The 24,675-nt window shown below is 42.7% G+C and carries 34 protein-coding genes; 27 read left to right on the top strand and 7 right to left on the bottom strand.

Annotation, left to right across the window (positions count from 1 at the left end; translation table 11 throughout):
- Positions 1-2: 2 nt before the first annotated feature.
- Entirely contained in the window at positions 3-998 is a 996-nt protein-coding gene (locus NST22_RS11010; protein ID WP_004399025.1) for a sigma-54-dependent transcriptional regulator, read from the bottom strand.
- 248 nt (positions 999-1,246) lie between these two features.
- Between NST22_RS11010 and ilvA the strand changes: the two genes are divergently transcribed.
- The 7 genes from ilvA to NST22_RS10975 all read left to right on the top strand — a co-directional run bounded on the left by ilvA (position 1,247) and on the right by NST22_RS10975 (position 6,615).
- A complete protein-coding gene (gene ilvA / locus NST22_RS11005) occupies positions 1,247-2,515 on the top strand; it encodes a threonine ammonia-lyase IlvA (protein WP_003230803.1) in 1,269 nt (422 codons plus the stop codon).
- Positions 2,516-2,600: 85 nt separating this feature from the next.
- Positions 2,601-2,852 (top strand): DUF2535 family protein, encoded by a 252-nt coding sequence (locus tag NST22_RS11000; protein WP_004399020.1) that lies wholly within the window; start codon positions 2,601-2,603, stop codon positions 2,850-2,852.
- Positions 2,853-2,999: 147 nt separating this feature from the next.
- A complete protein-coding gene (gene scuA / locus NST22_RS10995; protein WP_003245947.1) occupies positions 3,000-3,581 on the top strand; it encodes a cytochrome c oxidase assembly accessory protein ScuA in 582 nt (193 codons plus the stop codon).
- A gap of 77 nt (positions 3,582-3,658) precedes the next feature.
- Positions 3,659-4,426, top strand: a complete 768-nt coding sequence (locus tag NST22_RS10990) for an SGNH/GDSL hydrolase family protein (RefSeq protein ID WP_003245956.1) — start codon at positions 3,659-3,661, stop codon at positions 4,424-4,426.
- Between the two features lie 9 nt (positions 4,427-4,435).
- Entirely contained in the window at positions 4,436-4,999 is a 564-nt protein-coding gene (locus NST22_RS10985; protein ID WP_003230807.1) for a YpmS family protein, read from the top strand.
- A 12-nt stretch (positions 5,000-5,011) separates the two neighbouring features.
- Positions 5,012-5,206 (top strand): protein YpmT, encoded by a 195-nt coding sequence (gene ypmT / locus NST22_RS10980; RefSeq protein ID WP_003230808.1) that lies wholly within the window; start codon positions 5,012-5,014, stop codon positions 5,204-5,206.
- A gap of 71 nt (positions 5,207-5,277) precedes the next feature.
- Positions 5,278-6,615, top strand: coding sequence for an MATE family efflux transporter (locus tag NST22_RS10975; protein ID WP_004398532.1), 1,338 nt, complete (start codon positions 5,278-5,280; stop codon positions 6,613-6,615).
- 49 nt (positions 6,616-6,664) lie between these two features.
- On the opposite strand, the gene NST22_RS10970 is transcribed toward NST22_RS10975, so the two are convergent.
- Entirely contained in the window at positions 6,665-7,090 is a 426-nt protein-coding gene (locus NST22_RS10970; RefSeq protein WP_004398634.1) for a MarR family transcriptional regulator, read from the bottom strand.
- Positions 7,091-7,221: 131 nt separating this feature from the next.
- On the opposite strand from NST22_RS10970, the gene msrA reads away from it, so the two are divergent.
- Together msrA and msrB are read left to right on the top strand one after the other, a co-directional pair.
- Positions 7,222-7,755, top strand: coding sequence for a peptide-methionine (S)-S-oxide reductase MsrA (gene msrA / locus NST22_RS10965; RefSeq protein WP_003230812.1), 534 nt, complete (start codon positions 7,222-7,224; stop codon positions 7,753-7,755).
- The gene (gene msrB / locus NST22_RS10960) at positions 7,756-8,187 is read left to right on the top strand and encodes a peptide-methionine (R)-S-oxide reductase MsrB (RefSeq protein WP_003230813.1); all 432 of its coding nucleotides are present in this window, start codon (positions 7,756-7,758) and stop codon (positions 8,185-8,187) included.
- 43 nt (positions 8,188-8,230) lie between these two features.
- Here msrB and NST22_RS10955 read toward each other — a convergent pair whose 3' ends face one another.
- Positions 8,231-9,256 (bottom strand): nucleoside-diphosphate sugar epimerase/dehydratase, encoded by a 1,026-nt coding sequence (locus NST22_RS10955; RefSeq protein WP_003230816.1) that lies wholly within the window; start codon positions 9,254-9,256, stop codon positions 8,231-8,233.
- Positions 9,257-9,625: 369 nt separating this feature from the next.
- On the opposite strand from NST22_RS10955, the gene NST22_RS10950 reads away from it, so the two are divergent.
- Positions 9,626-10,774 carry a phytase gene (locus tag NST22_RS10950; RefSeq protein ID WP_003230820.1) on the top strand — a complete coding sequence of 383 codons (1,149 nt, stop codon included), beginning with the start codon at positions 9,626-9,628 and terminating at the stop codon, positions 10,772-10,774.
- A 70-nt stretch (positions 10,775-10,844) separates the two neighbouring features.
- On the opposite strand, the gene cgeB is transcribed toward NST22_RS10950, so the two are convergent.
- Both cgeB and cgeA read right to left on the bottom strand, forming a co-directional pair.
- Positions 10,845-11,798 carry a spore maturation protein CgeB gene (gene cgeB, locus NST22_RS10945; RefSeq protein WP_004399421.1) on the bottom strand — a complete coding sequence of 318 codons (954 nt, stop codon included), beginning with the start codon at positions 11,796-11,798 and terminating at the stop codon, positions 10,845-10,847.
- A 6-nt stretch (positions 11,799-11,804) separates the two neighbouring features.
- Positions 11,805-12,206, bottom strand: coding sequence for a spore crust protein CgeA (gene cgeA, locus NST22_RS10940; protein WP_003230824.1), 402 nt, complete (start codon positions 12,204-12,206; stop codon positions 11,805-11,807).
- 204 nt (positions 12,207-12,410) lie between these two features.
- Here cgeA and cgeC point away from each other — a divergent pair, with 204 nt between their 5' ends.
- From cgeC to NST22_RS10870, 14 genes are all read left to right on the top strand, one after another.
- Positions 12,411-12,716, top strand: coding sequence for a spore maturation protein CgeC (gene cgeC / locus NST22_RS10935; RefSeq protein WP_003230826.1), 306 nt, complete (start codon positions 12,411-12,413; stop codon positions 12,714-12,716).
- A 64-nt stretch (positions 12,717-12,780) separates the two neighbouring features.
- Complete coding sequence (cgeD, locus tag NST22_RS10930) at positions 12,781-14,061, top strand: spore maturation glycosyltransferase CgeD (RefSeq protein WP_003230828.1); 1,281 nt, start codon at positions 12,781-12,783, stop codon at positions 14,059-14,061.
- Positions 14,062-14,089: 28 nt separating this feature from the next.
- Positions 14,090-14,869 (top strand): spore maturation N-acetyltransferase CgeE, encoded by a 780-nt coding sequence (cgeE, locus tag NST22_RS10925; RefSeq protein WP_003230830.1) that lies wholly within the window; start codon positions 14,090-14,092, stop codon positions 14,867-14,869.
- Positions 14,870-14,948: 79 nt separating this feature from the next.
- On the top strand, positions 14,949-15,062 hold the full coding sequence (yoyG, locus tag NST22_RS10920) for a YhzE/YjcZ family sporulation protein YoyG (RefSeq protein ID WP_003218179.1): 114 nt from the start codon (positions 14,949-14,951) through the stop codon (positions 15,060-15,062).
- A complete protein-coding gene (locus NST22_RS10915) occupies positions 15,056-15,211 on the top strand; it encodes a hypothetical protein (RefSeq protein ID WP_003230835.1) in 156 nt (51 codons plus the stop codon). The genes yoyG and NST22_RS10915 overlap by 7 nt, the downstream gene beginning before the upstream one ends.
- Positions 15,192-16,526, top strand: a complete 1,335-nt coding sequence (locus NST22_RS10910) for an aspartate aminotransferase family protein (protein ID WP_003230836.1) — start codon at positions 15,192-15,194, stop codon at positions 16,524-16,526. The genes NST22_RS10915 and NST22_RS10910 overlap by 20 nt, the downstream gene beginning before the upstream one ends.
- A 6-nt stretch (positions 16,527-16,532) precedes the next feature.
- The gene (locus NST22_RS10905) at positions 16,533-17,222 is read left to right on the top strand and encodes a CoA transferase subunit A (RefSeq protein WP_003230839.1); all 690 of its coding nucleotides are present in this window, start codon (positions 16,533-16,535) and stop codon (positions 17,220-17,222) included.
- Positions 17,207-17,860: a 3-oxoacid CoA-transferase subunit B gene (locus NST22_RS10900; RefSeq protein ID WP_004399417.1), complete on the top strand. Its 654-nt coding sequence runs from the start codon at positions 17,207-17,209 to the stop codon at positions 17,858-17,860. Before NST22_RS10905 ends, NST22_RS10900 begins: the two co-directional genes overlap by 16 nt.
- Positions 17,861-17,868: 8 nt before the next feature.
- Positions 17,869-19,179, top strand: coding sequence for a peptidase (locus NST22_RS10895; protein WP_010886532.1), 1,311 nt, complete (start codon positions 17,869-17,871; stop codon positions 19,177-19,179).
- Entirely contained in the window at positions 19,157-19,984 is an 828-nt protein-coding gene (gene ablB, locus NST22_RS10890) for a putative beta-lysine N-acetyltransferase (RefSeq protein WP_004399564.1), read from the top strand. The genes NST22_RS10895 and ablB overlap by 23 nt, the downstream gene beginning before the upstream one ends.
- A 28-nt stretch (positions 19,985-20,012) precedes the next feature.
- Positions 20,013-21,428, top strand: coding sequence for a lysine 2,3-aminomutase (gene ablA / locus NST22_RS10885; protein ID WP_004399420.1), 1,416 nt, complete (start codon positions 20,013-20,015; stop codon positions 21,426-21,428).
- Complete coding sequence (locus NST22_RS10880; protein WP_004399539.1) at positions 21,425-21,703, top strand: YokU family protein; 279 nt, start codon at positions 21,425-21,427, stop codon at positions 21,701-21,703. Before ablA ends, NST22_RS10880 begins: the two co-directional genes overlap by 4 nt.
- A gap of 86 nt (positions 21,704-21,789) precedes the next feature.
- Complete coding sequence (locus tag NST22_RS10875) at positions 21,790-22,014, top strand: YozE family protein (RefSeq protein WP_003231160.1); 225 nt, start codon at positions 21,790-21,792, stop codon at positions 22,012-22,014.
- Positions 22,015-22,164: 150 nt separating this feature from the next.
- Entirely contained in the window at positions 22,165-22,845 is a 681-nt protein-coding gene (locus NST22_RS10870) for a hypothetical protein (RefSeq protein WP_003231162.1), read from the top strand.
- On the opposite strand, the gene NST22_RS10865 is transcribed toward NST22_RS10870, so the two are convergent.
- Positions 22,842-22,985, bottom strand: a complete 144-nt coding sequence (locus tag NST22_RS10865) for a hypothetical protein (RefSeq protein WP_003231164.1) — start codon at positions 22,983-22,985, stop codon at positions 22,842-22,844. The two genes, NST22_RS10870 and NST22_RS10865, sit on opposite strands and share 4 nt — an antisense overlap.
- A 118-nt stretch (positions 22,986-23,103) precedes the next feature.
- Here NST22_RS10865 and NST22_RS10860 point away from each other — a divergent pair, with 118 nt between their 5' ends.
- The 3 genes from NST22_RS10860 (at position 23,104) to yodL (ending at position 24,344) form a co-directional block, all read left to right on the top strand.
- The gene (locus tag NST22_RS10860) at positions 23,104-23,280 is read left to right on the top strand and encodes a YozD family protein (RefSeq protein ID WP_003231166.1); all 177 of its coding nucleotides are present in this window, start codon (positions 23,104-23,106) and stop codon (positions 23,278-23,280) included.
- 77 nt (positions 23,281-23,357) lie between these two features.
- Positions 23,358-23,969: a phosphatidylglycerophosphatase PgpB gene (gene pgpB / locus NST22_RS10855; RefSeq protein ID WP_004399336.1), complete on the top strand. Its 612-nt coding sequence runs from the start codon at positions 23,358-23,360 to the stop codon at positions 23,967-23,969.
- Between the two features lie 60 nt (positions 23,970-24,029).
- On the top strand, positions 24,030-24,344 hold the full coding sequence (yodL, locus tag NST22_RS10850; RefSeq protein WP_004399431.1) for a shape determination protein YodL: 315 nt from the start codon (positions 24,030-24,032) through the stop codon (positions 24,342-24,344).
- Between the two features lie 39 nt (positions 24,345-24,383).
- Here the strand turns inward: yodL and NST22_RS10845 are convergent, their stop codons facing one another.
- Positions 24,384-24,509 (bottom strand): hypothetical protein, encoded by a 126-nt coding sequence (locus tag NST22_RS10845; RefSeq protein ID WP_003231174.1) that lies wholly within the window; start codon positions 24,507-24,509, stop codon positions 24,384-24,386.
- Between the last annotated feature and the right edge of the window lie 166 nt (positions 24,510-24,675).

Genomic DNA, 24,675 nt, shown 5'->3' with positions numbered 1-24,675 from the left:
CGCTAGATCATTTGATTTTTTAACGTCTCTATAAAGCTCAAGCCCTCAAAGGTAATTTTTGTGCCTGCGCGTCCGCGGCTTTTGGTGACATAATCTTTTTTCTCCAAATAGTCGAGACGGCTTCTGACCTGCTGAGGAGTTAACGAGGTTTGGGTATTTTTGCTGTGTTCAGAAATGATCCGTCTGCTGGCAGGTTCTCCTTTTTCGTTCAATACTTTTATTGTTTCCAAAATAAACAAAAACTCAGCTTTTTCCATTAAAGTAAGCAGTTTCGCTTTTTTCTTCGACGTTTTTCCGTCTATCGTGCCTCTAATATACGGCGGCAGGTCATATGGCTGAATCGTTCCCCCGCTTGATACTGCCGCCATATAATCTGCAGCGTTTTTTAATTCCCTGACATTGCCTTCAAATGCATGCTTCTCAAGCACGGGAAAAACGGAGGGATCGATTAACAATTGCTGACCAGAATTTGAGAGAAAATGCTGTGTCAAAAGCGGAATATCGCTTTTTCGTTCCGATAATTCGGGCAGTGTGAGCGTTAAAATGTTCAGTCTGTAGAATAAGTCTTGCCTGAATGTATGTTCCACGGATCGGTCTGCAGAAGCACAGATCATTCGCGGTTTCTCCGTGTCTGAATCAAGCGCTTTTAACAGCTGAGCTTGTACAGAAGCAGGCATGCGCCATACATCATCAAGAAAAAGGGTTCCTCGTACCGCTTTTTGAAAAACACCTGTGTTTCCGTTAGGGCCAAAAAGCTCATGAATAAGGGTTTCTTCCGAATGGGTGCTGCAATTGACGCTTATAAACGGTTCATTGCTTCTCGAAGATTCCAAGTGTATGGCATGTGCGAAGTGATTTTTGCCTGTTCCGATTTTTCCTGTTATTAAGACAGGAAGCTCCGATAACGAGAACTGCTTGGCGATTCGCTTCGCTTCCAGAAAAGTTTGATGTTCTCCGATTAGATGTTGAAATGTATTGAGTTTTGGTGCACTATTCATCAATTGGCTCCTTTTGGTTCTAATTGGTTTCATTATATCATGCCTTTTGGTTGAAAACACCCTTTATTTTACGATCATCTTTTTTCTTGGCTCTGCAGGATAATGGTTGAACAGAAGTTACCACAAGATGTGGTGGACATAGTCTGTATTTTTTTAATTATTAAATAAAAATAATTGTCTTATTTTTTGAATATTCATGTTATAATGGCATATTAAATAGGGATTTAAAACAAGAAAGGAATCTGTACATGAAACCGTTGCTTAAAGAAAACTCTCTCATCCAAGTGAAAGACATTTTGAAGGCTCACCAAAACGTAAAGGACGTTGTCATTCACACACCTTTGCAGAGGAATGACAGACTTTCTGAGAGATATGAATGCAATATCTATTTAAAACGCGAAGACTTGCAAGTTGTCAGATCTTTTAAGCTCAGAGGGGCTTATCATAAAATGAAACAGCTTTCCAGCGAGCAGACAGAGAACGGAGTTGTGTGTGCAAGTGCCGGAAACCACGCTCAAGGTGTGGCATTTTCGTGTAAACATCTTGGCATTCACGGGAAAATTTTTATGCCGTCTACTACACCGAGACAAAAAGTATCTCAAGTTGAACTATTCGGAAAAGGATTTATCGATATTATTTTGACAGGCGATACGTTTGACGACGCGTATAAAAGCGCTGCTGAATGCTGTGAGGCGGAATCTCGGACGTTTATCCATCCGTTCGATGATCCGGATGTGATGGCCGGACAGGGAACGCTCGCAGTCGAGATTTTAAACGACATTGATACAGAACCGCATTTTCTTTTTGCAAGTGTCGGAGGCGGCGGCCTTCTCTCTGGGGTAGGTACATATTTGAAAAACGTGTCTCCTGATACAAAGGTAATTGCTGTTGAGCCGGCGGGAGCGGCATCCTACTTTGAATCAAACAAAGCTGGGCATGTCGTCACACTTGATAAAATTGATAAGTTTGTAGATGGGGCGGCTGTTAAAAAAATTGGCGAGGAAACCTTCCGGACGCTGGAAACTGTCGTTGATGACATTCTCCTTGTGCCTGAAGGAAAAGTATGTACATCCATTCTTGAATTATATAACGAATGTGCGGTTGTTGCTGAACCGGCTGGAGCTCTTTCTGTCGCAGCGCTTGATTTGTACAAGGATCAAATTAAAGGGAAAAACGTGGTGTGTGTGGTAAGCGGGGGCAATAACGATATCGGAAGAATGCAGGAAATGAAGGAGCGTTCCTTGATTTTTGAAGGCCTTCAGCATTATTTTATCGTCAATTTTCCACAAAGAGCGGGGGCGCTCCGCGAATTTCTTGACGAAGTCCTCGGGCCGAATGATGACATTACAAGGTTTGAATATACGAAGAAAAATAATAAAAGCAATGGACCTGCTCTTGTCGGCATCGAGCTGCAGAACAAAGCCGATTATGGGCCGCTGATTGAACGGATGAACAAAAAACCGTTTCATTATGTAGAGGTGAACAAGGATGAGGACTTGTTCCATTTGCTAATCTAATTTTTTTACACAACCGCGCAAAATGACAGACAGCCCGGCTGGCATCATATATAATAGAAGAAAAACAAAAAAGAGGATTGATAGCTTGTTACTCAAAAGCCTAGAGTTCAAACGCGGTGACGGGATTCAGGTGAAAGTGACAGAAATACCTGTATTAAAGGAAGATGAGCACTATTTCTTTATGTTACATCACCATTTGCAATTCTACTTAAAAGAAGTGTTTTCATCAAACAGCAGGGCAAAAGTGTATTCTTTCCGACATTATATGAAGCGGCGGATGAAGTGGGCAGATTATCAGGCTGTATTTCATCAAGAGGTGTTAAAGCACAACGCGTAACATGCCGTTTTTTACCTGCATGCCCTCCTTTGTAATCGTTAATGGGGAGGCATGCAGGATTTTTTTTGCTCAGTATCGAATACAAACATGGGACAGTAAGGACGGTTTTAGAAAGCGTTTTTATGCTGGCTGGAAAGGATGGATGTCATGAAGGTTATCAAGGGGTTAACGGCTGGGCTGATTTTTCTGTTTTTGTGTGCATGCGGAGGACAGCAGATTAAAGATCCGCTCAATTACGAGGTGGAGCCTTTTACATTTCAAAACCAAGACGGCAAGAACGTTTCTTTAGAGAGTTTAAAAGGAGAAGTATGGCTGGCGGATTTTATTTTTACCAATTGTGAAACTATATGTCCGCCAATGACCGCTCATATGACCGATCTGCAAAAAAAACTGAAAGCCGAAAATATAGATGTCCGCATCATATCATTTAGTGTTGATCCAGAAAACGATAAGCCGAAACAGCTGAAGAAATTTGCCGCAAATTATCCATTATCTTTTGATAACTGGGATTTTCTCACGGGATACAGCCAGAGTGAGATTGAGGAGTTCGCACTTAAGAGCTTTAAAGCGATCGTAAAGAAGCCGGAGGGAGAGGACCAAGTGATTCATCAATCTTCTTTTTATTTGGTAGGTCCGGACGGTAAGGTGCTGAAAGATTACAATGGAGTGGAGAATACACCGTACGATGATATCATTTCCGATGTGAAGTCAGCCAGTACACTCAAGTAAGCTAAGAGACTAGGCATTTGCAAATCTTCTAAAACATGATACACTTTCCACTAGTAGAATGGGAAGGAGCAACAAGATTGAAGCTGCGCATTTTTTCAATCATGGCCAGTTTGATTTTGCTTCTTACTGCGTGTACGAGCATACGTACATCATCTGAGGGAAAACAAAAAGCCCATGAAACGAAAACAAAAGAACACATTGTCATAGCGGCTGTCGGAGATTCGCTGACAGAAGGAGTCGGAGATCCCGACGGAAAGGGATATGTCGGCAAGGTGGCGGATTCTATCCGGTCAGATAAACAAGTCAAAACGGTCGACGTGAAAAATTATGCTGTAAAAGGGAACCGTTCGGATGATTTATTAGAAAAACTAAAAGATAAAAAGGTTCAAAAAGGCATAAAGGACGCAGATTATGTCTTTTTTACAATTGGCGGTAATGATTTGATGAAAATCCTTCGCCAAAACTTTCTGCAATTAACCGTTGAACCGTTTCAGGAAGCGGAAAAACCGTACGAAAAGCGCTTTGAAAAAATCATTTCTGAAATTCGCGAGCTGAATGATCACGCTGAGCTGATTTATGTCAGCATGTACAATCCGTTTACGTTTACATTATCAGAACTAAATGAAATAAATGGTGTCGTCACGGATTGGAACCATATTGCTGAAAAAGAGCTGAAAAAAGATAAACATGCAAAAATCGTCCATATCGAAGATTTGTTTAATCAAAAAAGTGACAGCAGCCGAATTTCTGAGGAAGATGATTTTCATCCTAATGGTACGGGTTATTCTCTTATCGCAAAGCGCGTCTATCAAGCCATTAAAAAAGAAGGATTACCGAAAGAGTAGGGTGACAGCATGAATAAGTGGAAGCGACTGTTTTTTATATTGCTTGCAATCAATTTTATCCTCGCCGCCGGGTTTGTGGCACTTGTTTTGCTTCCGGGGGAACAGGCTCAGGTGAAAGATGCATCTGAGAGCGAGTATGGATTTCAAGTGACAAGCACAAAAGAATCATTAGCTGCGTTTGTTAACTCATATTTAAACGACAAAGCATCAAACAAGCTTGATTATAAAGTAGAGATTGATGATGATGTTCATGTCGCAGGGAAAATCAAGGCATTTTCCACGTCTATTGATGCGTTTATCGCTTTTGAGCCGACCGTGAAAAAAAACGGTGATGTAGAGCTGAATGTCACGAAATTTTCGTTAGGGAAATTGAGTATACCAATTAGCTTTGTGTTAAATTATATGGACAGCTTTTATGAATTGCCGTCATTTGTCCATGTTCACCCCGGAGATAAAAGCATTGAAGTGCGTTTGTCAGAAATGCCTTTAACGAATGGAATGTATGTCAAAGCGGATAAGATAAATTTAGAAAAAGATGAAATTGAGTTTTCCTATTACCATCCTAAACAATAGAGGTGACTGAAAATGAAACGGATTTACCAGTATTTCAGTTTATTATCCTTTACATTTTCCCTGTACTTCGGCTGGCTTGCTTATCATCATCTGGCTGCTGAAGATATGGATCAAATGTATTTGAATGTTTCCTATTGTGCCTTGTTCCTAAGTGTGATGGTGTTTACATTCGGTATGCGAGACCGAAAAAAAACCGATAAGTCATGAAAAAAGAGACATGAAACAACGTCTCTTTTTTCGTGTGGTCCGAAGAAAATTTGAGAACACAAGGAGAAAAGATGAAAGCATACGATTTTACACAGGGGAACGTGCTGAAACAGCTTGTACTGTTTTCAATGCCTATTATGCTCGGAAACGCATTGCAGGTTTCCTTTCAATTTATAGACAGCTTGTGGATCGGCAATTTACTGGGGGCAAAGGCCCTTGGGGCAGCCGCGGTATCAAGCACGATTGTTTTGACCGTGCTGTCTTTTATTTTGGGCCTTAACAATGCGACGTTAACCATTTTATCTCAGCAAAAAGGAAAAGATGATATAAAAGGAATGGCGTCGTATATTAACGCTTTTGTTGTTTTATTAACAGGCCTAAGCATCGGATTCGGCGCGGCCGGTTTTTTTCTCTCAGAGCTTTTGCTGCGTCTTCTAAAAACGCCGGAGTCAATGATACCGCTTGCTGAGACGTATTTACAGATTCAATTTATCGGCATTTTATTTTTGTTTGGTTATAACTTTATCAGTACTGTGCTTCGTGCGCTGGGCGACAGCAAGACACCTCTCCGGTTTATTGCGTTTGCTGTTGTACTGAATACAGTGCTTGCGCCGCTCTTTATTTCTGTGTTCCGCATGGGAATAGCGGGAGCGGCTTATTCAACGATTTTGTCACAGGGCATTGCGTTTTTGTATGGGTTGTTTTATGTCATCAAACACAAGCTTGTGCCATTCTCGATTCCGAGAATGCCCAAGTGGGAAGAGTCCGCGCTGATTTTGAAACTCGGGATTCCGGCAGGTCTGCAGATGATGGTGATTACAGGCGGTATGATGGCGATTATGAGTGTTGTTAACTCATACGGGGATCACGTGGTATCAGGCTTTGGCGCGGTGCAGCGGCTTGATAGCATCATCACGCTTCCAGCAATGGCTGCCGGTACGGCCGTCAATAGTATGGCAGGGCAAAATATTGGAATCGGAAACGAAAAAAGAGTGGGAACAATTGCAAGGCTAGGTGTGATAGCTGTTATTTCCTGCATGCTGGTGATTGCGGTTATGATTTGGGTATTTGGTAAATACCTCATAAGGTTATTTATCAGTGAGCCTGATGCGGTCGCATTTGGTGAACAATATTTGAAGTGGATCGCGTTTTTCTACCCTTTTATTGGGGTTAATTTTGTGCTGAACGGAATCGTCAGGGCCGCGGGAGCGATGCTGCAGGTTCTGGTATTAAATTTGATCTCGTTTTGGGTGTTGAGGTATCCTTTCACAGCTCTATTTTCAGCTTGGCTTGGACAAAAAGGAATCGGGCTTGGAATCGGAATGAGTTTTTTATTTAGCAGCTGCGCGGCATTTTTGTATTATAGATATGGCCGCTGGAAAGCAATGAAGCTGTTTACTGAAAAATAAGTGAAGCACTGCGAAAAGCACATACCTATATATCGGTATGTGCTTTTTTTCACCGTTTTTTATCAAGTTTGCTGAAGAGCTCGATTAACGTGGCAAGTTCAGCATCAGTGTAGCAGTCAAAGCGTTTAAAGAAATATTCCGTTTTTTTCTCGTTAAAGTGCTGAAGGACTTTTTCGCCCGCTTCAGTGATATGAATGCGGATGATGCGTCTGTCTTCCTTCGATCTGATTCTCGTAATCCATTCCTTTTCTACCAGCGCATCGGTCACAGCCGTAATGTGGCTTGCCGATACCTCTAAAATAGGCGCAAATTCAGTGACTTTTTTAGGCCCTTGTTCACTAAGGATTCGAAGAATGGTGAATTCATTCCGCGACAGCTCTTTATCTAAAATTTCATTGATTTCATTGCGTATTTGTTTAAAGACTTTACGGAGTAAAGTTTCCATATCGTACATCATCTGTGTTCTTACTTTCAAATTTGTGAACCTCCATTACATAAGCATATTGCTTAAAACCTATAGATTTTATTGAAAAGCAGAATCATTTTCATTCTATTTTTACATGCTATAATATAATAATACCACGTATTAACAAAGGAGGCACCAGTATGTCTGAAAAAAAAGAAATCGCCACATTTGCAGGAGGCTGTTTTTGGTGTATGGTTAAACCTTTTGACGAACAGCCGGGAATTGAAAAAGTGGTGTCCGGGTATACAGGCGGCCATACTGAAAACCCTACGTACGAAGAGGTGTGCAGTGAAACGACGGGACATCGTGAAGCCGTTCAAATCACGTTTCATCCTGATGTATTCCCTTATGAAAAACTGCTTGAATTATTTTGGCAGCAAATCGATCCGACAGATGCCGGAGGGCAATTTGCTGATCGCGGCAGTTCCTATCGCGCAGCCATTTTTTATCATAATGATAAACAAAAGGAGCTTGCGGAAGCTTCCAAGCAACGTCTGGCGGAAAGCGGCATCTTTAAAGATCCGATTGTAACGGACATTTTAAAAGCTGAACCTTTCTATGAAGCGGAAGGCTACCATCAGCATTTTTATAAAAAGAATCCAGCACATTATCAGCGCTACCGGACAGGTTCCGGACGAGCGGGATTTATCAGCGAGCATTGGGGGGCTAAATAAATGGCGTACAATAAAGAAGAAAAAATAAAGTCATTAAATCGCATGCAATATGAAGTAACGCAAAATAACGGCACGGAGCCGCCATTTCAAAATGAATATTGGGATCATAAGGAAGAAGGGTTGTATGTAGACATTGTGTCAGGCAAGCCATTGTTTACATCCAAAGATAAATTTGATTCCCAATGCGGCTGGCCAAGCTTTACAAAGCCGATTGAAGAAGAAGTGGAAGAAAAACTGGACACGAGCCACGGCATGATTCGCACAGAAGTAAGAAGCCGAACTGCTGATTCTCATCTTGGCCACGTATTTAATGACGGACCGGGGCCAAACGGACTTCGTTACTGCATAAATTCAGCAGCGCTGCGGTTTGTTCCGAAGCATAAGCTAAAAGAAGAAGGATACGAAAGCTATCTGCATCTCTTTAATAAATAAACTGTTAAAAACAGGCCTGCCTAATGGATAGACAGGCTTGTTTTTATGCCTTTTTCTCTTGATGCAATTCTTCAATAATCTGAGCAATTCTTTCTTTCGTAATGAGCGGGGCTTGATCTGATTGATACCCAGGCAGATTGACTTTGCGAAAGTCAGGATGTTTTTCCGGCTCTGGAAGGATCGCATAAAGGTTGCCCCATTCATACAGTGATTCAATTTCATGTGGAGATGTTAATTCTTCGTGAAGCTTTTCACCTGGACGCTTGCCCACTTCTACTGCAGCCGGCCGCGGGAGCCCGTGCTGCGATGCATATTCTTCAAACCCATGAATCAGTTCTTCAAGTTTCAGTGATTCCATTTTGAAAATAAAGGTTTCTCCGCCTTTTGTAATAGCAGCCGATTGTAATGTCAATGTAGCTGCATCGTCTATTGACATGAAAAATCTGGTCATGTTTTTGTCTGTGATGGTCAGAGGTTCACCCTCCATCATCTGTTCAAATAATATGGGGATGACCGAACCTCTGGAACCGAGAACATTTCCAAAGCGGACCGAACAAAACAAGGTTCCTTTGTTTTGGACGTGGCGGTTTGCTTGATGAAACAGCTTTTCAGATAACAGCTTGGTGGCACCCATTGTGTTCACAGGAGATACAGCTTTATCTGTACTGATATTAATGACATGCTGCACTCGGTGTGAAAGGGCAGCTTCCACCACATTTTGTCCGCCGATGAGATTGGTCTGGATCGCTTCAAATGGATGGTCCTCACATGTCGGAACCTGTTTCAGCGCAGCCGCGTGAAAGACGATATCGACGCCTTTCATCACCTGATTCACCCTTCTGTGATCGCGTACATCTCCAAGTACAAATAATAGCCGCTTATCCTCCGCATACTTTTGGCTCATGACATACTGTTTACTGTCGTCTTTGCTGAATACAATCACCTGTTTAGGTGTAAGCATCAAAAGGCGTTTGACAATTTGACTCCCGATTGAACCCGTTCCGCCAGTGACTAAAACTGTTTTGTTATGGAAAAATGGTTTTAGTTCTGCTGTTTGCTGTTTAGGCATGGCTTATCCTCCAACTCTCGTTTCTCTACCATGCATCATATGTTCAACTTTGTAATCGAATTAATGAAAGCAACCAATAAAACAAAATTTAGGGGAATGATCATGTCACAAAGTGTTCTTTTTTAATAGAAAATGGAAAAACGGACGTAACTAGGGAAAAACAAAACTAAATAAATAATGTACTAAATATTCAACATATTTTTATTTCGCTCCGCAAAAGTAAATCTGGCAAAGTCATCTCACCACCTCTTTGGGGAATAAGTTGTTTATGAGTCAGAAACCCTATAAAAAAAGGTTCATTTTCCTCACGGTAATCACCTGTATATATTTTACAATAGTAGTGTTAGTGATAAAAGAGGAGGGTACCAAATGAAGGTTCCAAAAACAATGCTGCTAAGCACTGCCGCGGGTTTATTGCTTAGCCTGACAGCAACCTCGGTGTCGGCTCATTATGTGAATGAGGAACATCATTTCAAAGTGACTGCACACACGGAGACAGATCCGGTCGCATCTGGCGATGATGCAGCAGATGACCCGGCCATTTGGGTTCATGAAAAACACCCGGAAAAAAGCAAGTTGATTACAACAAATAAGAAGTCAGGGCTCGTTGTGTATGATTTAGACGGAAAACAGCTTCATTCTTATGAGTTTGGCAAGCTCAATAATGTCGATCTGCGCTATGATTTTCCATTGAACGGCGAAAAAATTGATATTGCTGCCGCATCCAACCGGTCCGAAGGAAAAAATACAATTGAAGTATATGCAATAGACGGGGATAAAGGAAAATTGAAAAGCATTACAGATCCGAACCATCCTATTTCCACCAATATTTCTGAGGTTTATGGATTCAGCTTGTATCACAGCCAGAAAACAGGAGCATTTTACGCATTAGTGACAGGCAAACAAGGGGAATTTGAGCAGTATGAAATTGTTGATGGTGGAAAGGGTTATGTAACAGGGAAAAAGGTGCGTGAATTTAAGTTGAATTCTCAGACCGAAGGCCTTGTTGCGGATGATGAGTACGGAAACCTATACATAGCAGAGGAAGATGAGGCCATCTGGAAATTTAACGCTGAGCCCGGCGGAGGGTCAAAGGGGCAGGTTGTTGACCGTGCGACAGGAGATCATTTGACAGCTGATATTGAAGGACTGACAATCTATTATGCACCAAATGGCAAAGGATATCTCATGGCTTCAAGTCAAGGAAATAACAGCTATGCAATGTATGAACGGCAGGGGAAAAATCGCTATGTAGCCAACTTTGAGATTACAGATGGCGAGAAGATAGACGGTACTAGTGACACGGATGGTATTGATGTTCTCGGTTTCGGACTTGGCCCAAAATATCCGTACGGGATTTTTGTGGCGCAGGACGGCGAAAATATTGATAACGGACAAGCCGTCAATCAAAATTTCAAAATTGTATCGTGGGAACAAATTGCACAGCATCTCGGCGAAATGCCTGATCTTCATAAACAGGTAAATCCGAGGAAGCTGAAAGACCGTTCTGACGGCTAGAATAGAAAGCAGCTTGTGCAGCTGCTTTTTTCTATGAATAAAAAAATCGTTCATAGCAATGAACGATTTTTCAAGAAAGCGCCAGATGAATCGCTTTTAGTTTTGCAGGAAGCTCATCAAACGTAAATGCGGGTACGGTCTCTTTATAATTGGCTGCTGCAGCTTTTTGCCGTTCTTCAGGGTGGTTGATATAGAAAGCGGCTTTTTCCTTAAAGTCGTTCATGCCGTGATAAGAAATAATGGATGAAAAAGGATGCGCCGCGGGTAAATCTGTTAATTGAAATGCTTCGCATGCAGCGATATCAAACGTTCGGTTATTAAAACTGGCATTTTTGATGCGCATAGTATTTTGGTTGAAAGCAAAATGATAGGGACGATGCGCATTAATTACGATGTCTGCCCCATTATAATAATGAACGGCCTGTTCGGGTGGAACCCATGTGCTGACGACATCAATATGCGGCTGTTTGAGCACTTTTTTAGGCAGATATTTTCCCCATTCCTTGCCGATTACCCGAACCGTGAATGGCAGATGGACCGCTTCTTTCATAAGCTGAACCCGATTAGGGTAAGGATAGCCGATGATTAACAGATTTGAATGATAGGAATGTTCGGTGCCCATTTTTTTAAACAGCCGATGGTTAACTGGTATCGGAACATAATAGACGTTCTGGTAGCCGAGCTCTTGATAGTAGAGAGCTGCATTTTGTTCTATCGTTAATATGGCGTCAGCAAGCTTAATTACCTGAAGGCTGATATCCATATAAAATGGGTCTTCGGTCAGCCAAACATACACGGGGATATCCTTACCCTTTAACCAGGTCAGCCAGTCGTGAGGAACGCGGTCTCCAACCATCATAAGTGTGAAATCCGGCTGAAACGCTTCGATCTTCATCAAAGATTCTGCTTCAGGTTTATCTGCAATCATATACTCTGTATGAGTGTTCTGAAAACATTCTTCAGCCCAGCGATCAAAATAACTGTATATTCCTCCGTATCCCGACTGGATATACAAGACTTTCATCGGATGTTATGAAAAGAACGTAACGCTTTCTACTTTGTCTACATCAATTAATGTTGTAGCTTGGCCTGCCGGAGTGACGGAGCTTTCCTGTGTTACAAATACGATCCCGTGAACCTGATCGAAAGCAACGAAAACAACCGGTCCGATCATGTCACCTGAATCAGTCACAATGCTGATTGTAGTGCCTGGCGTAATTCTGGCAAAAATCCATCTTGCCGGAAGAGAAGGGTCTAAAATAGATTCTGCCGTAACCGTTTCACTTTCATCTACTTTTTGATCGATGGCAGCATCAAGCAAGGCTTTAAGATTACTATCCATATTTTCTCCTCCTTCTGTTGCAGTTGGAAATAAAGGGCTTAAAACGGCTTTAATTAAATCCTTTTTTAACTGTGCATTTTCAGAGCTCATTACACACACCTCCTATTCGATAGTGAACTCACGTTATTCATATTCTTCCGGCTGTTATTTGGTATGAGTCGAACGCCGTACCTGATCTATTTTTCATCTATTTAAGGAAAATGCTGATTTTTTAATGGAGTGGACATAGCCTATACCATAAATCGAAGTCGCACATATTGTGAAACAGAGATAAGGATAAGGGAGAGGGATGATTTGGATTTAGAGAAACAAGTGGATCGAGAAGAAAACCAAGATGATCTGCATTTTATTTTGCTTTTGCTGATTCTGCTGATACGTCAATCGTCTTCTGAAGGAAATCCATCTGACCTCAGACGCCAGCTTGTTTTTGCAAAAGAGCTGGGCGTACCGGTTTCAAAAGTCAATTTGATCAACGGAGATACACTTCAAAATGTCATCGTAAAAGAAGTTCTGACTGATTTGGTTATTTTCCAAAACCCGTTAAATAACACGAGATCTCATGTTTCACTCTCAAGTGTTGTAAGCTGGGGTGCTTTTTAAATGATGACAGAGGCTCTGCTTGCTGCGGAGCCGTTTTTATGTTTGACGGCGGGAGGCGGTATAGATGGGAGAGAAAGTGTCTATTATTTTAACAAGTTACAACAAACCCGATTATTTGCAAAAAGCGATCGAAAGCGTGATACAGCAAACGCATGATCTTTGGGAGCTTTTTATCATGGATGATCATTCGAATGCAGAAACAACTGCGGTGATTCACAAGTATCTCCATGACCGGCGCATTCAATATCATAACAGTTTCGTGCATCCTGCAGATCGATTAAAAACAGCCCGTTATGCCACATTAATTAACAGTGCGCTCCCATTTGCAGACGGCGATTACATTTCCTATCTTACTGACGACACTGTTTATCATCCTGAGCGGCTGAGCCGTATGGTGCAAGAGTTTTCACATAAGCCTGAAGCGCAGGCGGTCTATTCAAAACAAAAAGTTGTACATGTAAACGAAAGGGGAGAGGAAATCTCACATTTCTACAGAAATGCCAATGCAGTGCTTGATCAGGCCGCTTTTCAAGTTGATCATTGCTCAGTTATGCATCGCCGTTCGTTACTTAATCTCATTCACCATAAATTTGGAGGCTACTGGGATGATGATATGAAGCATTGGAATCATGGCGACGCAATTTTTTGGGCGAGACTCAACAACTTTACCCCATTTCTGCCGATAAATGAAGTATTAGACACAACCTATAAAACCCCAGATTCATTTCAAAATGCATATCGGTTTCTGCCCGCCGATTTGATTGACGGCTCTTTTGTAAAAGGTTCAGATCAAAATGTGTATTTTTTTGATCAGGGTGTAAGGCATCCTGTTGGAGAAAAGTGGGGTTTTTTGTATCTAAATCGGACTGTCGCTGTTCCAGACCCATATTTATTCCAATATAGGATTGGCAAAATTTTAAACATTCCGAATTATATTTTAGTAAAGGAAGCTGACCATCCTGCAATATTTTATATCGAAGCCGGAAAAAAAAGGCGAATTGTGGACCAGTATGCGTTTCAATTTTATCAATTTCAAAGAAAAGACATAGTGACAATTGGAAAAGAAGAGATGGAGACGCTTCCGGAAGGGCCGCCGATTACGTGGAAACGATCTGAATTGATCAAAAATCCGCCTGGCCGACGTCTGTTTTTCATCGAACGCGAGCCGTTTTTGTTTCTAAACGGCGTCTTTCACCCGATTAGTGAACAAGTAACAAGGAAGTTTTTTTTACATCAGAAGCCAATCTCCGCTTCTTTCCGAAATATTCAGCAATTTCCAATTGGAAAGCCGTTTTATCCGGTGTACGATGAGATTATAAAGAAATTGAATATTGCAACAGAGTAAAGGTATAGGTCATAAAAAGGAGACGTTCATGACAGGACATTATTCAAAAACGGAACATCAATATATATTGTTAACGTCTGAATCGGCATCGTTTGATCATTACAGCGTATACAGAGATCCGCAGCTTCCGCAAATTTTTTCTCATAACTTTGTTCAGCTCCATGATACGTTTCCATTGGAGCGGTTACTTAACTTTTTACCCTCCGTACCAAAGCTGCTTGATGCGAATTATCTCCATTTAAAAGCGTCGCCGCAGCATGTTTTTCCGCTCGGTTTGAAGCAGTCACTTGTAAAAAGCGGTTTTGTCGTCGAGGATGAGCTACTATATGACATGAAGCTTAGTGACTGGAAGGGGCAGATGGGACATCCTTTAACCGCATGGGGGACGGCAAAAAGTCTTAGCGACGGATCTTCTATTATGAAAATTTACGATTCCATTTATATTGGAGAAGCAATCGCTGAACAAAAATTAAAAAGAAAATATCCTTTCTATGAAGCAGATATAATCATTCTTGTTGTTTGTTACAGCGACCAGGCACAGAAAGTTCCCATTGGGTGCGGCGAGCTGTTTATCGATCATCAAGAGAAAACGGCTAAAATCGAAGAAGTGGCAATTTTAGATCAGTTTCAAAGGAAGGGCTACGGCAGTATCTTAGTGAAAGAAATGCTGTCCATCGCCAAATCACTAGGAATGGAAGCAGCCTACTTAGTGGCTGCAAGCACTGACGGTGCAACTCAGTTTTACGAAAAGCTGACGTTTAAAAAATATGAGCGGGTGCATACTGTATTTCATTATTTCCTTACATGAAATAGGCGTTTGCACAAACCATTTGGGACTTGGCCCGCATAAAATGTCGTATATCGTGATAAGAAAGGATGAAAACAGCATGTATGGATACTCTGGGTACGGTTACGGATTTGGCTGCGGGACAAATACATTTGTGTTAATTGTTGTCTTGTTCATTTTATTAATTATTGTTGGAGCCGCTTTTATTTGCTAGATGCTGAAATTTCAAAAGAGCCTTCCTTATTAGGAAGGCTCTTTTTATGTGAAAAAGTTTTTGCGGGGAACGTCATGCCGCCATTTGGACACTCATACAATATGGTAAAAGGGGTTTTGAGGTGGGAGCATGAGCAGTTATTTGATTAAGCCAGAGCTTAGCTCGGCCTATCCGGTTGTCAGTTATGCGAAGGGTTCATATGTTTATGATCAGACCGGAAAAAAATATCTCGACGGCTCGTCAGGTGCGGTGACATGTAATATCGGCCACGGAGTTCGTGATGTGACTGAGAAGCTGAAAGAACAGCTTGATCAGGTGTCTTTTGCTTACCGCTCACAGTTTACGAGTGAGCCCGCCGAGCAATTAGCCGCTCTCTTGGCACAGGAGCTGCCCGGAGATGTGAATTGGTCTTTTTTTGTCAACAGCGGATCAGAAGCGATAGAAACAGCTATGAAAATCGCCATTCAGTATTGGCAGGAAAAAAAGCAAACACAAAAATCCATCTTTTTGTCTCGATGGAGCAGTTACCACGGAATAACTTTGGGAGCGCTTTCATTGTCTGGTTTTTATGAAAGGAGATACCGGTTCACCCATCTCATTGAGCGGTATCCAGCTATCTCAGCTCCACATATTTATCGGCTGAATCACGAGACGGAAGAAGACTTTGTTCAGACTGCAGCTGATGAACTGGACACCATGATTAAAAGAATCGGAAGCCAATTCATCGCCGGCTTTGTGGCTGAGCCTATTATTGGTGCTGCAGGAGCAGCGATTACTCCGCCTCCGGGATATTATGAGAGATTAAGTGAGGTATGCCGCACACACGATGTGCTTTTTATTGCAGATGAAGTGATGACGGGGCTTGGGAGAACAGGAAGGATGCTCGCGACAGAGCATTGGGATACCGTACCTGATATTGCTGTACTGGGGAAGGGACTCGGTGCGGGGTATGCACCTATTGCTGCTGCCGTCGTATCTGATTCTATTATTGAAACCATAAAACAAGGGTCAGGTGTGATTATGAGCGGTCACACATATAGTGCACATCCCTATTCAGCCAAAGCTGCTCTTGAAGTTTTGCGATATGTGTTAAAGCACGGCTTGATCAAACAATCAGAAAAAAAGGGCGCTGTGCTGAAGAAGAAGCTTGATGAGGCGGCATCTCAAAGCGGCATTATAGGTGAGGTGCGCGGAAAAGGACTGCTATTAGGCATTGAATTTGTGGCAGACCAAAAAACGAAGAAAGTGTTTCCGCCAGAGCAGGCGATAACCCAGCTTATTGTCAGCGAGGCGAAAAAACGCGGGCTGATTGTTTATCCTTCCAAAGCTGGAATAGACAGTGGAGAAGGAGATGCTGTCATTATTGCTCCTCCTTTTACTATTTCAGACGGTGAAATGGAAGAGCTTATCTCTATTTTTTCAGAAACAGTTGCAGCGGTCGAAAAAAACTTAAAAAAGGATTGACATTAAATGGCGCCATTTCAAAAAGCAATCAGCATTGACACAGCAATTGCAGATGTTCGGGATGGATCGGTTCTGATGTTTGGCGGTTTTGGGGGAGTCGGGTCGCCTCCTTCATTGATTGAAGCGATATTGGACAGCGGTGTAACGGATTTGACTGTGATTTGCAATGACGCCGGTTTCCCGGATATCGGAATCGGCCCGCTTATTGTTAATCAACGGGTCAAAACCCTGATCGCCTCGCATATCGGTTCCAATCCAGTAGCCGGAAAACAGATGACAGAGGGGACGTTAGAGGTTCAATTTTCACCTCAGGGAACGCTTGCGGAACGGATTCGCGCCGGCGGAGCGGGGCTTGGCGGTATTTTAACCGACGTGGGCATTGATAATCAAATGGTTTGCGAAAAAAAGGACATCGTAACAGTGGCGGGAAAACGATACTTGATTGAAGAGGCGCTGACTGCTGATTTTGCTTTCATCAATGCTTACATTGCAGATGAATTCGGCAATCTAACGTATGACAAAACCGCGCGCAATATGAACCCGCTTATGGCAATGGCCGCCAGGAGAACCTTTGCCGAAGCTGAGCGTATCGTTCCGATGGGGGAGATTTCTGAAGAAATGATTGTCACACCGGGGGTTTTTGTTGAGGGGGTTGTACGAAGCGAGGGAGTGAAGTGGAAATGGGCTTGGGAGTAGCAGAAAGAGAACAGATTGCAAAACGCGCTGCTACTGAAATTAAGCAGGGCATGATTGTGAATCTCGGTATCGGTATCCCTTCCTTGGTACCGAACTTTTTGAAGCCTGACATGCAGGTCATGTTTCAAGCGGAAAACGGTGTCCTTGGCATTGGAGAAAGTCCCGAAAAGGGAGAAGAGGATGCGCATTTATGCAACGCCGCGGGATATCCTGTCCGCGCTGTAAAAGGGGCTTCTTATTTTGATACAACCATGTCTTTTGCGATGATCAGAAAAGGCAAAATTGACATTACGATTTTAGGCGCCCTGCAGGTGAGCCAATCAGGAGATTTGGCAAATTGGCTTGTTCCGGGAAAAAAGGTGCCTGGTATGGGCGGGGCGATGGAGCTTGCCCAAAAAGCGAAAAAAGTGGTTGTCGTCATGAGTCATACAGATCAAAAGGGAAGGCCTAAATTAACAGAAAGATGTACGCTGCCATTAACTGCTGCAGGCTGTGTAGATTTGATTATTACCGAAAAAGCGGTTCTTGAGGTCGATAGCCATCACTTCATTTTAAAAGAGCTGATGAATGGCTCGACAATCGATGAGGTGACGAGGCTGACAGAAGCTGAAATCAAAATAGATATGCCTTTTTCTTAAGAGGGGGAATGAGGATGCAAGACATTGAAAGAAAAGTAATCGAGTGGCTTGATCAGCATTCGGCCAAAGCCATTCGTCTTCTCAAAAGGCTGATTGGGGAAAAAAGCACATTGGGGTCAGAGTTTAACGCCCAAGCTGTTGTGCTTGAAAAGCTGCGGCAATTTCATATGGACATTGATGTATGGGAGCCAAGCATAAAGCAATTAAAACAGCATCCCTACTTTAAATCTAACCGATCCGATTTTCATGAGAGCCCGAATATCGTGGCTAAAAAAACGGGAGCCGGCGGAGGCAGGTCCCTGATTTTGAACGGCCATATCGATGTTGTGCCTGAAGGAAGCGTAAAGGATTGGAAGTATGAACCGTATCAAGCTGTCGAAGAAAACGGTAAAATATACGGCCGCGGCTCAACGGATATGAAGGGAGGCAATACAGCCCTTCTTTTTGCTTTAGAAGCCCTGCACGCCTGCGATGTCAAACTGAAGGGAGATGTATTGTTTCAGAGTGTTGTAGATGAAGAGTGCGGCGGCGCCGGTACACTTTCCGCCATCATGAGAGGCTATCGTGCTGACGGGGCGCTGATTCCTGAACCGACGAATATGAAACTATTTATTAAGCAGCAGGGTTCGATGTGGTTTCGGATCACTGTGAAGGGATTATCCGCACATGGGGGCACACGCTATGAAGGGGTAAGCGCGATTGAAAAAAGCATGCACGTTATCACAGCGATACAAGAGCTGGAGAAAGTCCGCAATGCGAGAATTTCAGATCCGCTGTATGACAATATCCCAATACCGGTACCGGTGAATATCGGCACCATCTCAGGCGGTGCCTGGCCATCTTCAGTTGCAGACCGTGTCGTCATAGAAGGGAGATGCGGAATTGCTCCCCATGAGAAACCAGAAGCTGTAAAACTTGAATTGGAAAACTGGCTGAAGGATTTAGAATACCATGACGAATGGTTTAAACGCCATCCCGTACAAGTCGAATGGTTTGGCGCTCAATGGCTGCCGAATGATTTACCTGATGATCACCCTTTAATTTCTGTGCTGCAATCAGCCTATCAAAAAATGAAACAGACAGAGCCGATTATTGAGGCTTCCCCGTGGGGAACGGATGGAGGGCTTTTGTACCATGCAGGAGATACACCAGTGATCGTTTTCGGGCCGGGGGAAACAAAAACGGCTCATCAGGCCAATGAATACATTGAGGTTGAAGCCATGATAGAATCTGCTAAAATTATTGCACTTTTTGTCATGGATTGGTGCGGCCTTCATACAGATGGGGAGGATGCGGATGCTCAAGTCAATAAAGAGTAGCGGTGTCACAGCAGTTTTGGACCATGACGGCTTTAATAAACGAATCAGAGTGGTTCGTTATGACGGAGCCATTGAGAAGGCCCTGCCGGATATCGTGGCAGCGGCAAAAGAAGAGAATGCAGAAAAAATCATTGTCTATGCGAAGCAGCATGATGAGCCGATCCTTGCCAAACAATTATTTGCGCCGGAGGGCTATCTAAAGGGCTATTATCTCGGCCATTCGGCTTGTGTCATGGTACGTTACCTTTCAGAAAGCCGGAGACAAACAGATTCTTATACAGAGGAACAGGAGATCATCGAAGCCATATATCGCACAGCGCCCCGTCTTCGCAACGACAGTACACCCGTTTTTACGATGAGAAAAGCAGAAACAAACGACATGTACCAGCTATCGATGCTGTATAAAAAAGTATTCCGCACGTACCCAACCCCGGTATTTGACCCCGCTTATATTGAAAAGACGATGAATGCAAATACGGTGTATTATATCATGCTTGATCATGACCGCCTGATCAGCGCAGCAAGCGCAGAAATCAATCCAGAGCTTGGGCATGCAGAAATAACCGATTGCGCTGTGCTGCCGGAATATCGCGGCCATTCGTTAACAAGCTTTTTAATCGAGGCGTTAGAAAAAGAAATGGCTGGAGAGGATATCGTTCATGTGTTTTCTCTCGCCCGTGCTTCGTCTTTTGGGATGAATGCTGTGTTGTACCATTCAGGTTATCAGTATGGCGGAAGGCTGATCAATAATTGCTTTATAGCCGAAGGCCTTGAAAACATGAATATTTGGTGCAAGCAACTGTAAGTCAAAATATGCGCGAGGAGGAGTTCGTTTGAAAAACAAATGGTATAAACCGAAACGGCATTGGAAGGAGATCGAGTTATGGAAGGACGTTCCGGAAGAGAAATGGAACGATTGGCTTTGGCAGCTGACACACACTGTAAGAACGTTAGATGATTTAAAGAAAGTCATTAATCTGACCGAGGATGAAGAGGAAGGCGTCAGAATTTCTACCAAAACGATCCCCTTAAATATTACACCTTACTATGCTTCTTTAATGGACCCCGACAATCCGAGATGCCCGGTACGCATGCAGTCTGTGCCGCTTTCTGAAGAAATGCACAAAACAAAATACGATCTGGAAGACCCGCTTCATGAGGATGAAGATTCACCGGTACCCGGTCTGACACACCGCTATCCCGACCGTGTGCTGTTTCTTGTCACGAATCAATGTTCCATGTACTGCCGCTACTGCACAAGAAGGCGCTTTTCCGGACAAATCGGAATGGGCGTCCCCAAAAAACAGCTTGATGCTGCAATTGCTTATATCCGGGAAACACCCGAAATCCGCGATTGTTTAATTTCAGGCGGTGATGGGCTGCTCATCAACGACCAAATTTTAGAATATATTTTAAAAGAGCTGCGCAGCATTCCGCATCTGGAAGTCATCAGAATCGGAACAAGAGCTCCCGTCGTCTTTCCGCAGCGCATTACCGATCATCTGTGCGAGATATTGAAAAAATATCATCCGGTCTGGCTGAACACCCATTTTAACACAAGCATCGAAATGACAGAAGAATCCGTTGAGGCATGTGAAAAGCTGGTGAACGCGGGAGTGCCGGTCGGAAATCAGGCTGTCGTATTAGCAGGTATTAATGATTCGGTTCCAATTATGAAAAAGCTCATGCATGACTTGGTAAAAATCAGAGTCCGTCCTTATTATATTTACCAATGTGATCTGTCAGAAGGAATAGGGCATTTCAGAGCTCCTGTTTCCAAAGGTTTGGAGATCATTGAAGGGCTGAGAGGTCATACCTCAGGCTATGCGGTTCCTACCTTTGTCGTTGACGCACCAGGCGGAGGAGGTAAAATCGCCCTGCAGCCAAACTATGTCCTGTCACAAAGTCCTGACAAAGTGATCTTAAGAAATTTTGAAGGTGTGATTACGTCATATCCGGAACCAGAGAATTATATCCCCAATCAGGCAGACGCCTATTTTGAGTCCGTTTTCCCTGAAACCGCTGACAAAAAGGAGCCGATCGGGCTGAGTGCCATTTTTGCTGACAAAGAAGTTTCGTTTACACCTGAAAATGTAGACAGAATCAAAAGGAGAGAGGCATACATCGCAAATCCGGAGCATGAAACATTAAAAGATCGGCGTGAGAAAAGAGATCAGCTCAAAGAAAAGAAATTTTTGGCGCAGCAGAAAAAACAGAAAGAGACTGAATGCGGAGGGGATTCTTCATGAAAACATGCGAATGGTGCGGCGAGCTCGAAGCGGTGCCCGGCAGGAACACGGTGTACTGGGAGCTCCCTGATGGAACGAGGGCTATAGAACTGACAGACACCCCTGCCATGGTATGTTCTTCCTGCGGTATGACCTATCAAGAGGAAAACACGGTTAAAGAGATTGAGGATCAGCTGCTTTTAATTCAAACAAAAAAACTGCCTGAAAGCCTGACATATCAGCAGCTCATGGAGACAGAAAGAATTTTGAAACGCAACTATTTTGACTTCTCCTGAGTCATGTTTCAGTATTCTTTTGTTGTAATTTTACACTTGAACTGTATAATAGAACAACAAAAGACAGACATCAGGAGGGGAAACCCATGAAATCCTTTTATCACTATTTATTGAAATACAGACACCCTAAGCCGAAGGACAGCATCAGTGAATTTGCCAATCAGGCGTATGAGGATCACAGCTTTCCAAAAACATCAACCGATTATCATGAAATCAGTTCATATTTGGAGCTGAATGCTGATTACCTTCACACGATGGCGACGTTTGATGAAGCTTGGGATCAATACGAGTCTGAAGTGCACGGCAGATAATAGCTGTTTCATCCGCAGATCACTGCGGATTTTTTTATGTCCATACCCATACCATAATTGGATATTTCCTTTGGTTTTCATGCCCATGCGAATTGGCTTCACCCGGCATACGATAGCGTATGAGAAATGTTGCGGCGAGGGGGAGACACCATGAAGCAAAATAAACCGAAATTCCAAGTAGGGGATATCGTAGTCGTCATTATGTATGGAACAGTCGGCACCATCACAAAAGTACACCAAATTGATAAACACTATCTTTATGAAGTCAATCATAACGAAGTTTTATACTTTGAATCATCTATTCAGCTTTATAAAGATTATGAGGGTGTCATTGTCGACATGGAGAAGCTTGATATTGAGTATGAATTCCTTATTGGGGACGTTGTTTATGTTAAAGATTATGGAAAAGAACTCTTTCGCATTATCGGCCATAGAACAGAAATTTGGAGATATTTAGAAGATGGCTGGGAAGATATCATTTATGAGCTGACCCGTTTAAAGGATGGAGAGTGGCTTGAAACGGAGGAAGAGGATCTCACGCTGGTGCTTAGAAAATATGAAATGGACCAGTTTGTGCATCAGCTGTTGTTTGTCCATTATGTCGGAGAAACTGGCCATGAGATCGGCGAAGATATCGCATCGTCTGCTCTTCTTCAGTTTGAAGGCGGTGATGAAGATCAAGATACCCTTCACATCCTTGCTGTGTCAATTGTTGATGAGCTTCTGGATATTTATAATGACTACAAAATTCTGTACGAAATGTTTCAGGATGAAGAATATAAAGACATGATGATGTTTGTTTTGGAAAGTTTAAAAGAGCATTTCAGTTAATTTGTGAACATACGGATCAAGACATATAAAAAATATGGCAGACAGCCCCAAATCATCACACGCGTCATTCCTTTGAGCGTTTTTTCCATTATGATATCAAATCTTTCTCCGTCCAGTGCTTCCATCATTTTAGCAATCATAGCGTCAGCCTCCCATGGCTCGTTTTTTATTCAATATATGACTGAAAGAATTGTTTAGAACACCGGGTATAATTCAGCCTGTTTTTTCATAAAACATAAAAAAGGAGGCGGTACGGAGATGAAAGAAATAGATCTTGTGATTGATACGGAAGAAATCGCTGAATTTTTTTACAGAGAGCTTGCAAGACGGGGCTACATACCGAGTGAGGATGAGCTGTTTGAAATCGCTGATATTACCTTTGATTATTTGATAGAAAAATGTATGATAGATGAAGAGCTGGATGAAGATGAGTGAGGCTTAAAACCGGAGCGGTCAGCTCCGGTTTTATTATTCATGTTCTATGACTTCTGTGAAAATTGAGGTGGTTAAAATTGTACAAGCCCGTTAGTTTGTTTCTTTTCTTTTTAATTCTAGCTGCGGCCATTCATACAAATGCTGTTCAATCTGCAGATGAAGCAATAAGCAAGGCAGCTGTTTTGATCCGTCAGCCATGGCTTAATGAAGTCATGACGGGGATCACGCATCTTGGTGCTTCTTCTTTTCTGCTCCCTCTAATTGTCATCATTGGAGCAGGCATGTTTTTCTACAGAAAAACATGGGACGGCCTGTTGATGCTCTTAGTATTCGGCACAGATCGGCTGTTAAACAAAGTCTTAAAAGAATGGATCGAAAGAGTGAGGCCTGATTTTGCACCGCTGGTTCATGAATCATCCTTCAGTTTTCCGAGCGGCCATTCCATGAATGCTGCTTGTGTCTATCCTGTTATTGCTTACTTTTTAGTGAAACATCTCCCGTTTTTGTCTAAGCATAAAAAAATGGTATATATCATAGCCGGTGTAATTGCTGTTTTAGTCGGCATAAGCAGAGTGTATCTGGGGGTTCATTTTGTGACAGACGTGTTAGGAGGCTTTAGCCTCGGCTTGCTTCTGTTTTTCCTAGTAAAAGGTTTTGACGAAAAGATTAAGCGGTTTCGACAAAAATAGAGAGAGGAAAACACAGCAAAAACGCCAATATGTTAAAGAAATAAAAGGGAGGGGATCTTGATGATGTTATCCGTGTTTAAAAAGAAGTCTTGTTCCTATGACGTGACAATATTTCAGACACCCCGGTTTGGCGAAAAAAAGGGCTACAGAGCCGTCTATCGAACTGAACTGAACGGGAGCGATCATCAAGACGTGCTGAAAAGAGCATTCTCTTTGTTTAATGTATTCGACACTGTTCCGAGTGATTATGATGCAAGATTCATGGCCACAGGGGACGTGATCCTGATTGATGAAGGCAGAAAAGGGAAAACATATTATCAACTGCTTCCCGCCGGCTGGAGGAAAATCAATCGTCTGATTGTACAAACGACATAATGAAAAGAAAACTGCGGAAACCCGCAGTTTTCTGCAGTTTTAAGGCTTGCGTTTGGCAGCGGAATATTCTTTCCCGTGTGCTTCTTCAGCTGCAATGATATCTTTTTCAGGTATATGATTGTTCTTTTTTTGGCCGGTGATCCGGTTACGATGTTTTTTACCCATGTCCCACCCCTCCTTCCTGCGGTTAGGTTTTCAAATTAACACCCCGATTATCCGTTTTTCTGAGGAAGTGCCTAACAGATCCTCGAACATTTCTTTTTTCGATATATTCCTTTATAATCAATGCTGAAGTTTGTTTCATCATGACATTCGTTGTAAAATGGACGGG

Origin of the sequence: Bacillus sp. PS237, assembly GCF_037963345.1 — a bacterium.
In the GTDB taxonomy this organism is placed as follows: domain Bacteria; phylum Bacillota; class Bacilli; order Bacillales; family Bacillaceae; genus Bacillus; species Bacillus subtilis.
The sequence above is the reverse complement of the archived record's forward strand: the minus strand, read 5'-3'. Positions and strand labels throughout refer to the sequence as shown.